Below are 13,196 nucleotides of genomic sequence, written 5' to 3' on the forward strand. Positions count from 1 at the left end.
TTGGCGCCAGCAGCACCCGCTCCGTACCGCTGGCGGCCAACGCATCTCCTCTCAAAGTGCATAACACGCTCCAAACCCGTCGAGACTGCGCGTGCCGCCCGTGGATAGAGATGGACGACACGCGCACGGCTCGGGTGTTGCACGTATTGCACGCAGATGCCGGGTCAGGCCATCTCGCAGTCACGATCCGCCCTGACCAACCGCGCAGAACCTTGCCGATCCGGCCATCGGCAGCGACGACGTTGCGATCATGATCAACGACGTGGCGCGTGCGCAGGCACACCAACCTCGGCGTCTGGGTTGCTTCGCACTCACCTGTTGCTACGCCAGTGGCTCTAAGCTTGGCGCAGGACCGGCAAGTTGCCATCGCTGCACGCGTGCTGCTCACCGGTCCGCCGCATGACCGGTGCGCCGCCGGCATGATGCCGCTTCCACTCACCAAGGGCGCAGGGAAGGGAGACGCGATGGGCCTGTGGGACCGTTTGTTTGGACGCAAGAGCACTGCGGCAAACACGCCGCGCACGGAACCGACGGCAGCGTCTGTCGCTGCCGCAGACGCGCCGCAGGCGACGGCCGAGATCGACCCCGTCCTGCAGCCGGCGCTGAGCGCGTTTCAGCGCGGCGACCATGTCGGTGCCTACAACGCTGCGCAGGCGCAGCTCCACCTTGGTGCCGATGCGCAGCGCCTGTGCGCGCTGTCGTTAAGCGCGCTGGACCGCTATCGCGAAGCCTACCCGCACTGGCTGGCGCTGTACGCGCTGGAGCCCAGCGCACACAACGCACTGCAGCTGGCAACCACCTCGGTGATGTGCAACGAGATCGCCCAGGGCGAGCAGTGGCTGCTGACCTTCGACGATCTCAATGCGCAGGAGCGGTCCACCTCGCCGGCGACCGCGCGTACCAGCTTCCTCACCGCGCTCACCCGCGCCGGCCACGGGGCGTACGCGCTGCCGCACCTGGAATGGCTGCGCGAGGCATACGCTGGCATGTCCATTACCGACAGCCACTTCCTGTACGTGCGCGGGCTGCCGTTTCTCGAAGCCTTTCTTGAGCGCAGCACGCCGCTGTTGCGCCAATGCCTGCCTGCGGATGCAGTGCCCGAGTGGTACGCGCAACTGCAACCTGCGCTGGATCCGCCAGGGCAGGCGATGGTGGCTGCCCACATCGCATCGCTGCAATGAGCGCCGTCCGGCCAGCATCGGCGCAGCAGCGTGGCGGCTTCGTCACACCGTTGGCGTGGGTTTCGCTGTTGCTGGGCGTGGTCAGCGTGCTGGCCAATCTGGTGCAGATCGCGCTGATCGCGCTGACCCCGGATGCAGGCTCGTTAGGACTGCCCGAAGGCATCACGCTGCCACACTCCTGGCAATGGCTGATCGACCATGCACTGTCGTTATCCGTCGCCGGCGTGGTGCTGTCGGTCGCCTTCGCGTGGTTGAGCTGGGCGCTGCTGCAGCGGCGCGAATGGGCAAGGGTCGGTTTCGTGATCGTGCTGCTGGTGACCGGCCTGCTCAATTTCGGCGGGCTGGCATTGATCGGACCGTTGTTCGACGGCGTGCAGACGCTATTACCCGCCGATGTGCTGCACAGCCCGGAATGGCCACAGATGCAGGCACGTTTGCAGGCAACCCGGCAGATGGCGTTGGTCCTCACCGGCCTGGGCGCAGTGGCAATCGGCTGCGTACACGCAGCAGTGGCATGGCGGCTGTGCACGCCTGCGGTGCGCGCGGGATTTGCCTAGGGATAGTGGCTTAGGCGTAGGCAGGGCCCTGCAGCAAACGCGCAGCATCGAGGGCGCGTTGCCTTCACCAGACAGTTGCTTGGCTGTTTTATTGAAAACTCTGCACACCGACCATCTTGACTGGTCCTTGTCCGCTCACCGTCGCGGGACCTTGAGCGGCATGGATGCCGCGCCAGAGCCTCCAGGGACGGATTCACGGCGTGTCCTGCGATGGTGGGCGGGCAAGGGCCCTGCAGCAAACGCAAAGTCGTTGATTGCGCGGTGAGGACACCGCACCAGACAGTTGGTTGGTGCCTTCATTGAAGAACGAATCAGCGCAGCAGACCGTTTGCTGATGGTTTCGTTGAAGAGCGAAGACACACCGTCGCCTGTTTCTGATCGCTTGTCGAAACCTGTGCACACCGACCATCTCGACTGGTCCTTGCCCGCTCACTATCGCGGGACCTTGAGCGGCATGGATGCCGCGCCAGAGCCTCCAGGGACGGATTCACGGAGTGTCCTGCGATAGTGGGCGGGCAAGGGCCCTGCAGCCAAACCTAAGATCAGCAGCTCTTCAGCTCTTCAGCTCTTCAGCTCTTCAGCAAAGCATCCACCTTCCGCATCGCCCTGCGACAGACGGGCGCATTTGCCTGAACGCACCACGTGCAATGCACCGCTTAGAATTGGGACATGAACGAATTCGACCGAGTACGCGATTACCTGACCGGCCTGCAGGACCGGATTTGCGCCGCCGTGGAAGCTGCCGACGGCAAGGCGCGGTTTGCCGAGGATCTCTGGAAGCGCGAGGAAGGCGGCGGTGGCCGCACCCGCATCCTGCGCGATGGCGCGGTCTTCGAGCAGGCCGGCATTGGCTTTTCGGATGTCTCCGGCACACGGCTGCCGCCGTCGGCCAGCGCGCATCGGCCCGAGTTGGCCGGCGCCACCTGGCGCGCTTGCGGCGTGTCGCTGGTGTTCCACCCGCACAACCCGCATGTGCCCACCACCCATGCCAATGTCCGCTATTTCCGTGCCGAGCGCGATGGCGAGGTGGTGGCGGCCTGGTTCGGCGGCGGCTTTGACCTGACCCCGTTCTACCCGGTCGATGAAGACGTGCTGCACTGGCACCGGACCGCGCAGTCGCTGTGCGCCCCGTTCGGCGAGGAACGCTATGCCGCGCACAAGCGCTGGTGCGATGAATACTTCTTCCTGCGCCACCGTAACGAGACCCGCGGCGTCGGCGGCCTGTTCTTCGACGACCTTGGCCAGGACTTCGAGCGCGACTTCGCCTACCAGCGTGCGGTGGGCGACGGCTTCCTGGATGCGTACCTGCCAATCGTCGAACGCCGCAAGGACACGCCGTACGGCGAGCGTGAACGCGAGTTCCAGCTGTACCGGCGTGGCCGCTATGTCGAGTTCAACCTGGTCTACGACCGCGGCACCCTGTTCGGGCTGCAGAGCGGCGGGCGGGCCGAAAGCATCCTGATGAGCCTGCCGCCACGGGTGCGCTGGGAGTATGGATTCAATGCAGCGGCTGGCAGTGCCGAGGCGCGCCTGCTGGACTATCTGGTGCCACGTGACTGGCTTGGCTGACTCGCTCAACTAAAACCGCGTTGAATGAAACGCTGTGTTGATTGAGCGAGTTAATCGCGCCCATTTACATTTGTGGTTGCCAACGCAGCTGCAGCATTCGCCATTGAATGAATGGCTTATGTTGCGCTGCAAGAATTTCGAGCCGGAAAATAAAAAGCCCCGCAGACCAGGGGGAGGTCGGCGGGGCCAGGGAACGGAAACTTGGGGAGGAGTTTCCGCTCCGAGATCTGCTCCAGGGGATGGGAGAGATCTGCCGACAGGCGTTGCGCCCGTCGAGGGATATAACAACATTTTGCACATTGATGGATCGTGAAGATAACTGTTAAAAAAATGTAGAATTTAGCGGTTATTCATTCCATCGGCGTTCCCCAGATACGCATTATGTCTGGTCTGCGCATTCAGCATATCAGCGCCATTCGCTGCGTCAGTGCGCCTCGTCCCAGTTATCGCCAACGCCCGAATCAACCACCAGCGGCACGCGCAATTCGGCCGCGGCCGACATGCGCGTGGTGACTTCGCTCAGCAGCGTGTCGACGAAATCGGCATCGGCCTCGAACACCAGTTCATCGTGCACCTGCAGGATCATCAGCGCGCGCTGCGCATGGTCGGCGATCCAGCCGTCCACGCTGACCATGGCGCGCTTGATGATGTCGGCCGCCGTACCCTGCATCGGCGCGTTGATCGCGGCGCGCTCGGCGCCGGCGCGCTGCCCCTGGCTGCCGGCGTTGATGAAGTCCAGATACAGCCGGCGGCCGAACACGGTTTCCACGTAGCCCTTGTCGCGGGCCTGCTGGCGGGTGGTTTCCATGAAGTCGCGCACGCCCGGGTAGCGGCTGAAGTACAGCGCGATGTAGTCCTGCGCCTCGCCGCGCCCGATGCCGAGCTGGCGGGCAAGACCAAATGCGCTCATGCCGTACATCAGGCCGAAATTGATCGCCTTGGCGGCGCGGCGTTCGTCATTGCTGACGGTGTCGATGGTGCGGCCGAAGACTTCCGCCGCGGTGGCGCGGTGCACGTCGGCCCCGGACTCGAACGCACCCACCAGGCCGGGGTCGCCGGACAGGTGGGCCATGATGCGCAGCTCTATCTGCGAGTAGTCACAGGCGATCAGCTTGCGCCCGGGCGGTGCGACGAAGGCGCGGCGGATGCGGCGGCCGTCTTCGGTGCGGATCGGGATGTTCTGCAGGTTGGGGTCGGACGAAGACAGCCGCCCGGTGGCGGCGCCGGCCTGGTGGTAGCTGGTGTGCACGCGCCCGGACTGCGGGTGGATCATCTCCGGCAGCTTGTCGGTGTAGGTGCTGCGCAGCTTGGTCAGGCCGCGGTATTCCAGGATCACCCGCGGCAGCTCGTGCTGGTCGGCGATAGCTTCCAGCGCTTCTTCATTCGTCGAGGGCTGGCCCTTGGGGGTCTTGACCACCGCGGGGAGCTTGAGCTCGTCGAACAGCAGCGCCTGCAGCTGCTTGGGCGAATCCAGGTTGAAGGTGCGCCCGGCCAGCTCGGTGGCTTTTTGCTGGGCGGCGAGCATGCGCTTGGACAGGTCCGCGCTCTGGCGACGCAGTTCGGCCGCGTCCACGCACACGCCGTTGGCTTCGATGCGCGCCAGCACTTCCACCAGCGGCATCTCGATCTCGCGGTAGACCTGCGCCAGGCCAGGTTCTGCGGCCAGCCTGGGGCCGAGCACCTGGTGCAGGCGCAGGGTGATGTCGGCATCTTCGGCGGCGTAGCGGGTGGCGTCTTCCAGGCTGATCTGGGCGAACGGGATCTGCTTGGCGCCCTTGCCGCAGACGTCTTCGTACTTGACCGTGTCATAGCCGAGATAGCGCTTGGCCAGGCTGTCCATGTCGTGGCGGGCGCTGCCGGAATTGAGCACGAAGCTCTCCAGCAAGGTGTCGTCGTGATAGCCGGCCAGGGCGATGCCGTGGCGGCGCATCACGTGCAGGTCGTACTTGCCGTGCTGGCCGAGCTTGCGCACGCCAGGGTCGGTGAGCAGCGGTGCCAGCTGCGCCAGCGCCTGGGCGCGTTCGAGCTGGGCCGGGGCGCCGGGGAAATTGTGGCCGAACGGCAGATAGGCCGCCTGGCCGGGCTCGGCGGCCACGCTCAGGCCGATCAGGTCGGCCTGCAGCGGGTCCAGGCTGTCGGTTTCGGTATCGAAGGCGAACTGGCCGGCGGCGCGCAGGCGGGCGATCCAGCTGTCCAGCTGTTGCTGGGTCAGGATGGTCTCGTATTGGCCGGGTGCCGACAGCGCCGGGTCCACCTCCACCGGGGCGCTGACCGGGCCGGACACGAAGCCGGTACCGCGGGCGCGCCCCGGCTCGGTGCGCGCCGTGGCGGCGGCAGCGCCCAGCGCCATCGGTTCGGACGACAGCCCGGCCTGTGCCGGCGCGCCGCCCATCTCGCGCAGCGCCTGGGTGAAGCCGTAGCGGGCGTACAGCACCGCCAGCGTTTCGGTGTTGGGCTCGCGCAGGTCCAGCGCGCGCGGGCCGCTGGCCAGGGTCACGTCGGTCTTGATGGTGACCAGTTCGCGGTTGAGCGGCAGCCGCGGCAGGGCGGCGCGCAGATTGTCGCCGATCTTGCCCTTGATCTTGTCGGCATTGGCGATGACGCCGTCGAGCGAATCGTATTCGGCCAGCCATTTGGCGGCGGTCTTGGGACCGCACTTTTCCACGCCGGGCACGTTGTCGACGGTGTCGCCCATCAGCGCCAGCAGGTCGACGATCTGGTTGGGCCGCACGCCGAACTTGGCGATCACCGCCGCGTCCGAATCCATGCGGCTGCCGCTCATGGTGTTGACCAGTTCGATACCCGGGCGCACCAGCTGGGCGAAGTCCTTGTCGCCGGTGGAGATGGTCACGCTCAGGCCATCGGCGGCGGCTTGCAGTGCCAGCGTGCCGATCACATCGTCCGCTTCCACCCCGTCGATGCGCAGGATGTCGATGCCCAGCGCATGCACGATGTCGCACATGGGTTGCACCTGCGCGCGCAAATCGTCCGGCATCGAGGGACGGTTTGCCTTGTAGTCGGCATACAAGTCATCCCGGAACGTCTTGCCCGGCGCATCCACCACAAAGGCGACGTACGCGGGGCGTTCCTTCAAGGTGGCGCGCAGCATGTTGACCACGCCGAACAAGGCGCCGGTGGGCTCGCCCTGGGCATTGGTCAGCGGCGGAAGCGCGTGGAACGCGCGGTACAGGTAACTGGACCCGTCGATCAGGACTAATCTGCTCATGCTCCAATTCTACGCTGCACACCCACGCCGCACCGCGCCGGCGCATACTGGCCGACGACCTAAACGGATGACGACGATGAAGAGAGCAAGTCTTTTGCTGCTGCCGTTGCTGCTGCTCGGCGGCTGTGCCACCAGCGGTGGTGGCGGCGATGTGCCGGCCGGTGCGGATGTCACCAGCAAGACCATGGGCAACGGCGACAAGGTCGACGAGTACCGCGTCAACGGCCAGCTGGAAATGGTGCGGGTGACCCCGGCACGCGGCGCGCCCTATTTCCTGTACGACCGCGACCACGACGGGCATACCGATGCCGAGAAGGACAAGGTCAACAAGGTGTATTGGCAGTTGTATAGCTGGTGATTCGGGATTCCCGAATCGGGAATCGGGAATCGGGAATCGTAGAGCGTAAGCACAGCGCCTGTTTGGCCACTGGTGCCGGTAACGTCGACATTGGGTGGCGTTGCAGGGTGCGATGGCACTTCGGTTTCAGTACTTCTTAGCACAGCAGCGGCTTGCGACGCCGTTGCTGCTGCTCCGCAGAATCAGGCGTGGCTGAAAGCAATGCTCAGCTGTCTTCCAGCGGGCCGGTGACGCGTTGCAGTTCGTCGATGCCGCCTGGGGCCAGTTCCTTCATCAGCGCCAGGAAGTCGCAGCCGACCAGGCGTTGCGCGCGACGCAGCAGCATCGGCACCGGGCTGGAGGGTTCATGCCGGGCGTAATAGGCGCAGATTTCTTCCAGTCGCCGTTTCACATCGTCCGGGCCGGCGATGTCGCCGTTGCGGCGCGTGGCAGTGGCTGGCGTGGCCGCGGGCTCTTCGCCGGCAGCTTGCTCGCCTTCTTCGGTCACCGCTGCGATGCCCTGCCGCGCCTGCCAATGCGGCAGCACGAAGCGTTCCAGGTCGCGCAGGTCGGTCAGCAGCGGGCGCAGGTCCGGGGCAGCGGTGCCGACGCGCTCGCTCAGCAGCGCATCGATGGCGCGCGCATGCGTTGCATGCCTCGCTGATCGCCTGAGCAGAGGCGGCCAGTGTCTCTGGAGCGCAGTCCTGACAGCAGGCTTCGATTTCGGTGAGGCTGGGGCCGCTCTGGCCGTCGGGCAACTTTATGCTGCCATTGGCCACGCGCAGATCGCGCAGGCTGAAACGGCCCAGCCGCGGCGATGTTTGATCCCAGGCTTTGATGGTGCATTATTTTCCCACGAATGGAAGGAAGCACTATGGGCCAGGTTCTGCATGGGAGCGCCACTACGACAGAGGCGATCCGTCGAGCGATACAAAATAGTCAAGAGAGCCTGAGAGCGCTCTCCAAGCGCTACGGCATCAATCAAAAGACGGTGGCCAAGTGGAAGAAGCGAACCTCGGTTGCCGATCTGCCCACTGGGCCGAGGCAGCCGTGTTCCACCGTGTTATCCGTTGAGGATGAGGCGGCGATCGTCGCCTTCCGCAAGCACACCTTGCTGCCGCTGGACGACTGTCTCTACGCGCTGCAGCCGAGCATCCCGCATCTGACGCGCTCTTCGTTACACCGTTGCCTGCAGCGCCATGGCGTCTCGCGCTTACCCGACATCCAAGGCGAAAAAGCCGTCAAGAAGCGGTTCAAAAGCTATCCGATCGGCTACTTCCATCTCGACATCGCAGAGGTGCACACGGCCGAGGGAAAGCTCTATGTTCGTGGCCATCGACAGGACGTCAAAGTTTGCGCTCACCGAGCTGCATGCCTCGGCCAACAAGATGGTTGCAGCGCAATTGCTGCGCAATGTGATCCAGGCGGTGCCCTACACCCTGCACACGGTTCTGACGGATAACGGCATCCAGTTCACCAACCGCAGTTCCGACCGCCATGCCTGCCCCCACATTTTCGGTCGAGTCTGCGAGGAACACGGCATCGAACACCGCTTGACCAAGGTCAAGCACCCCTGGACCAACGGGCAGGTCGAGCGGATGAATCGGACCATCAAGGAGGCCACTGTCAAACGCTTCCATTACGACGATCACGCACAACTGCAACAGCATTTGGCCGACGTCATCGACGCCTACAACTACGGTCGCAGGCTCAAAGCCCTGAAGGGTCTGACACCGTATGAATTCATCTGCAAACAGTGGACATCCGAACCCGATTTGTTCAAGGTGGATCCGATCCATCTAATGCCGGGACTGAACAACTACGTGCCGATGTGGGGTTTCATGCGCGAGCTGAGCCAGGATGCACAACACGGTTATGCACCGGCGCGTGCCGGTTCGCTGCTGGCGCATCCTGCTCCGCTGATGCATACCGAAGCACTACGGCGTCTTGCCCAGCCGGCACGCCGCTTTGCGGGTCAGCCGGAACCAATGGAAAACTGATCCGCTCGACGTAGGAGCACGCCTGCGTGCGATGAAGTGTTACCGATAACGCTTCATCGCGCGCAAGCACGCTCCTACGAAAGAATCGGCGCCCTGAACCATATGCCGCGTTGCGGGTGTTCTTGTGCAGCAAGACATCTGCCGATCAACGAATCACCAGCACCGGAATCGTGCTATGGGTCAGCACTTCCACCGTCTGGCTGCCGAGCAGCATGCGCCGCACACCGCGGCGGCCATGCGAGGTCATGATGATCAGATCGCTGTTGCATTCCTTGGCGGTCTGCACGATGCCTTCGGCCGCAAAGCGATCCAGCACGTGCCGCGGCGTGGCCTTGATGTTGGCGGCGGCGGCCAGCTCCAGCGCCGGGCGCAGGATCTTTTCGGCGGCTGCTTCGCGCTCGGCGCGGTATTCCGGGCTGGCCTCGTAACCCACACTCCAGCCCATTGCGTCGTACATACCCATCGCCCACGGTTCGGACACGGTGACGATATCCACTTTTGCAGCGGTCGCCTTGGCCAGCTCCAGGCCTTGGAACAAGCCGCGATGCGACAGCTCGGATGCATCGATGGCGATCAGGATTCGTTTGTACATGATGACCTCCCGGATGGACCGGCGGCCTCGCCGGCGACTTCAGATTGACAGCACTCAGCAACACATACCTTGATACGGATCAATCGGGCAACTGGCAGACGGTAACGCTTGCAATGCCGGCCCACCGTGGCGAGCGGCAGTCAAGCACGTGCCGGCAGCACGCGCGAACCTGCAGTGTAAAAGCGACATCCCTCGCGCGGTGTCGGCCGTGCCTGAATGACCGCACGCAGCCACCCTGTTCACCGCTGTCAGTCGGTGGGCACGGCATCGGCCGCGTGCCGCGGTTCGCGCACGCGCGCCGGGTTGCCAACGGCGGTGGCGCCGGCCGGCACGTCGCGCGTGACGACCGCACCGGCACCGATCAGCGCATCGTCGCCGATGCTGACACCGGGCAGGATGATCGCCCCGCCCCCGATCCACACGTTGCGCCCGATGCGGATTGGCCGCCCGAATTCCAACCCGCTGGCACGCCCGGCCGCATCGCGCGGATGGTCGGCGGCATAGAACTGCACCGCGGGGCCCACCTGGGTGCCATCGCCGATATGCACGTCGCAGATATCCAGAATCACGCAATTGAAATTGAGGAACACGCCCGCACCCAGACGGATGTTGTAGCCGTAGTCGCAATGAAACGGCGGCCGGATCACCGCGCCCTCCCCCACCTCGGCTAACCGCTCGACCAGCAATGCATGCCGCTGCGCGGGCGGCTGCGCGCCGGTGGCGTTATAGCGCACCATCCACTCCGCAGCTGCCGCCTGATCGGCCTGCAGCTGCGCATCGGCAGCGTTGTAGAGTTCGCCTGCCAGCATCTTTTGTTTTTCGGTTTGCATGCCGCCGCGTGCCTGTGTGCAATGAAGTGGTGGCAGGGTGGCATGGGTGGAGTTCGGTACGCATCGAGCGATGCACCAATCGACTCGATTACCGATCTAAAGCGGCTAATAAACGTAGTGCGCGCGCTTGGCAGCGAGGGCATGGTTTGTCGGCCGCAATGGTGGATGCAGTCGGAAATCCGGATCAAACCCTGAGTGAGTCGAGCGCGCAGTACCCTCGCCGCTCGCGGGACACGCCATGAACCCGTCCATGGGCTCGCTGGCGGCATCCATGCCGCCAACGGTCCCGCAATCGGTAAGGACACCGCACCAGATGGTTTGCTGGTGGTGTTATTGAAAGCCAAAAGCAACGGAGGCCACGCTTCATCCAGCTACCGCTTGCCGCACACAGTCACCCGATCTTGGCTCAGCGCGTAACCTGCACCAGCGGCCGGCTGCTCTTGCTCCGCTCACAATGCACTCGCGCGCCGTCTTCGCTGCCAAACAAAAAGCAATCGCAGGCAAGTGAAACTGACTACACCACCGTCAGATTCGCGTACGCCATCACCAGCCACTTGGCGCCGACTTCGTCGAATTGCACCTGCACGCGCGCATGCGCGCCGGCGCCTTCGTAATCGACGACCACACCGCCACCGAACTTGGGGTGCTCGACGTTGGCGCCGAGCTTGATCGGCGCCGCTTCCACCACGCCATGCACGGGCCCGCCGCGCGCCGCGCCCAGCGAAGCAGTGCGCGAAACCTGTACCTTCGGGCGCACTTCGTGCAGCAGATCGCGCGGGATTTCACGCAAAAAGCGCGAGGGCACGTTGTAGTTGTCCTGGCCGTGGATACGCCGCGATTCGGCATAGCACAGCACCAGTTTCTGCCGCGCGCGGGTGATACCCACGTACGCCAGGCGCCGTTCTTCTTCCAGCCGCCCGCTCTCTTCCAACGAACGCGCGCTCGGGAACAGTCCATCTTCCAGGCCGACCAGAAACACGATGGGGAATTCCAGGCCCTTGGCCGAATGCAGCGTCATCAACTGCACGCCTTCTTCGCCGGCCTGTGCCTGGCCTTCGCCGGCTTCCAGCGAGGCATACGCCAGGAACGCGACCAGCTCGGTCATGCCCTGGCTGTCTTCATCGTCGGGGCGATTGAAGCGCGAGGCGACCGAGACCAGTTCGTCCAGGTTCTCGGTACGCGATTCCGAATCCAGCCCGCCGCGGCTTTCCTTGGCCCAATGCTCGCGCAGGCCCGAACGCATCAGCACGTGGTCGATGCGTTCGGCCAGTTCCATTTCACCGGTTTCGGCATGCAGCTGGCCGACCAGGCTCAGGAACGTAGCCAGGGCGTTGCGCGCGCGTGCGGCCAGGGTGTTTTGCTGCGTGCACAGCATCGCCGCTTCCCACAACGACAGCGCATTGGCGCGCGCCAACCGGCGCACTTCGTCCAGCGTGCGATCGCCGATGCCGCGCGTGGGCGTGTTGACCGCGCGCTCGAACGCCGCGTCGTCGCTGCGATTGGTGAGCAGGCGCAGGTACGCCAATGCATCCTTGATTTCGGCACGTTCGAAAAAGCGCATGCCGCCATACACGCGGTAGGGCAGCTGCTCGGAAATCAGCGCTTCTTCCAGCGCGCGCGATTGCGCGTTGCTGCGGTAGAGCACCGCCACTTCGCCGTAGCTGCCGCCGTCACGCACCCACTGCCGTGCGCGCTCGACCACATAGCGCGCTTCGTCCACTTCGTTGTAGGCCGCGTACAGATCGATCGGGTCGCCATCGCCCGAGTCGGTCCACAGCTGCTTGCCGATGCGGTCCGGGTTGTGCGCGATCACCGCATTGGCCGCGCCCAGAATATTGGCGCTGGAGCGGTAGTTCTGCTCCAGCCGCACAGTCTGCGCACCAGGGAAATCCTTCAGGAAGCGCTGCACGTTTTCGACCTTGGCACCACGCCAGCCATAGATGGCCTGGTCGTCGTCGCCCACCACGAACACGTTGCCGGACTCGCCGGCCAGCACGCGCACGAAGGCGTACTGGATGGCGTTGGTGTCCTGGAACTCGTCCACCAGAATCTCGCGGAAGCGCGCACGGTAATGCGCCAGCAACGCAGGCGTGTCGCGCAGCAGTTCGTGCGCGCGTAGCAGCAATTCGGCGAAGTCCAGCAAGCCGGAGCGGTCGCAGCGTTCCTGGTAGGCCGCATACACCTGCCGGCGCACCTCGGTCCAATCGTCGTTGGGCTCGGGCTGGATGTGCTGGGGGCGCCGGCCTTCGTCCTTCTGTTCGTTGATCCACCAGCTCATCTGCTTGGGCGGATACTTGCTCTCGTCCAGTTCCAGCGATTGCACCACGCGCTTGACCAGCCGCAGCTGGTCGTCGCTGTCCATGACCTGGAACCCTTCCGGCAAGCGCGCGTCCTGCCAATGCAGACGCAACAGCCGATGCGCGAGCCCATGGAAGGTGCCGATCCACATCCCGCGGCTGCCATTGCGCAGCTGCAGGTCGGTGCGGTGGCGCATTTCGCCGGCGGCCTTGTTGGTGAAGGTCACCGCGAAGATGCCGTGGTTGGGCACGCCCTGGACTTCATTGAGCCAGGCGATGCGATGGATCAGCACGCGCGTCTTGCCGGAGCCGGCGCCGGCCAGCACGAGGTAATGCCCCGGCGGTGCGGAAACGGCCTCGCGCTGGGCGGGGTTTAAATGATCGAGCAAATGAGAGACATCCACCGCAGCATTTTACCGGTTGTGGCGTCGCTGCGGCTGAGATTGCGATGAAGCGGTTGGGATTGCGAGGCTTCGCACGTACCCTCATCCGGCGCTATGCGCCACCTTCTCCCGGCGGGAGAAGGAACAAAGCCCCTCTCCCGGCGGGAGAGGGGGTGGGGTGAGGGTACGGGGCGAAGCCGCTCCCAATGGTGGGTGGCCCAAGG

8 protein-coding genes and 2 pseudogenes are annotated in these 13,196 nt (G+C 64.5%); 5 read left to right on the forward strand and 5 right to left on the reverse strand.

Features of this window, described 5'->3' with window-relative positions; genetic code table 11:
• The first annotated feature begins 341 nt into the window (after nucleotides 1–341).
• From M3O59_RS19900 to hemF, 3 genes are all read left to right on the forward strand, one after another.
• Nucleotides 342–1,181 (forward strand): hypothetical protein, encoded by an 840-nt coding sequence (locus tag M3O59_RS19900; RefSeq protein WP_181920416.1) that lies wholly within the window; start codon nucleotides 342–344, stop codon nucleotides 1,179–1,181.
• Nucleotides 1,178–1,738 carry a hypothetical protein gene (locus M3O59_RS19905; RefSeq protein WP_116904799.1) on the forward strand — a complete coding sequence of 187 codons (561 nt, stop codon included), beginning with the start codon at nucleotides 1,178–1,180 and terminating at the stop codon, nucleotides 1,736–1,738. Before M3O59_RS19900 ends, M3O59_RS19905 begins: the two co-directional genes overlap by 4 nt.
• A 669-nt stretch (nucleotides 1,739–2,407) precedes the next feature.
• A complete protein-coding gene (gene hemF, locus M3O59_RS19910) occupies nucleotides 2,408–3,307 on the forward strand; it encodes an oxygen-dependent coproporphyrinogen oxidase (protein ID WP_116904797.1) in 900 nt (299 codons plus the stop codon).
• 424 nt (nucleotides 3,308–3,731) lie between these two features.
• Here hemF and polA read toward each other — a convergent pair whose 3' ends face one another.
• On the reverse strand, nucleotides 3,732–6,533 hold the full coding sequence (gene polA, locus M3O59_RS19915) for a DNA polymerase I (protein ID WP_116904796.1): 2,802 nt from the start codon (nucleotides 6,531–6,533) through the stop codon (nucleotides 3,732–3,734).
• A 76-nt stretch (nucleotides 6,534–6,609) separates the two neighbouring features.
• Here polA and M3O59_RS19920 point away from each other — a divergent pair, with 76 nt between their 5' ends.
• Nucleotides 6,610–6,891 carry a DUF2782 domain-containing protein gene (locus M3O59_RS19920; protein ID WP_064634861.1) on the forward strand — a complete coding sequence of 94 codons (282 nt, stop codon included), beginning with the start codon at nucleotides 6,610–6,612 and terminating at the stop codon, nucleotides 6,889–6,891.
• Nucleotides 6,892–7,096: 205 nt separating this feature from the next.
• On the opposite strand, the pseudogene M3O59_RS19925 reads toward M3O59_RS19920, so the two are convergent.
• Nucleotides 7,097–7,688: pseudogene (locus M3O59_RS19925) on the reverse strand (type VI secretion system protein TssA); the annotation flags it as partial.
• A 56-nt stretch (nucleotides 7,689–7,744) separates the two neighbouring features.
• On the opposite strand from M3O59_RS19925, the pseudogene M3O59_RS19930 reads away from it, so the two are divergent.
• Nucleotides 7,745–8,687 (forward strand): annotated as a pseudogene (locus M3O59_RS19930) (IS481 family transposase); the annotation flags it as partial.
• Nucleotides 8,688–9,015: 328 nt separating this feature from the next.
• Here M3O59_RS19930 and M3O59_RS19935 read toward each other — a convergent pair.
• From M3O59_RS19935 to uvrD, 3 genes are all read right to left on the reverse strand, one after another.
• The gene (locus M3O59_RS19935) at nucleotides 9,016–9,462 is read right to left on the reverse strand and encodes a universal stress protein (protein ID WP_064633116.1); all 447 of its coding nucleotides are present in this window, start codon (nucleotides 9,460–9,462) and stop codon (nucleotides 9,016–9,018) included.
• A gap of 248 nt (nucleotides 9,463–9,710) precedes the next feature.
• Nucleotides 9,711–10,292: a sugar O-acetyltransferase gene (locus M3O59_RS19940; protein WP_064633114.1), complete on the reverse strand. Its 582-nt coding sequence runs from the start codon at nucleotides 10,290–10,292 to the stop codon at nucleotides 9,711–9,713.
• Between the two features lie 514 nt (nucleotides 10,293–10,806).
• A complete protein-coding gene (gene uvrD, locus M3O59_RS19945) occupies nucleotides 10,807–12,993 on the reverse strand; it encodes a DNA helicase II (protein ID WP_116904794.1) in 2,187 nt (728 codons plus the stop codon).
• Nucleotides 12,994–13,196 lie beyond the last annotated feature (203 nt).

Source organism: Xanthomonas nasturtii (genome assembly GCF_023337365.3).
Taxonomy (GTDB): domain Bacteria; phylum Pseudomonadota; class Gammaproteobacteria; order Xanthomonadales; family Xanthomonadaceae; genus Xanthomonas; species Xanthomonas nasturtii.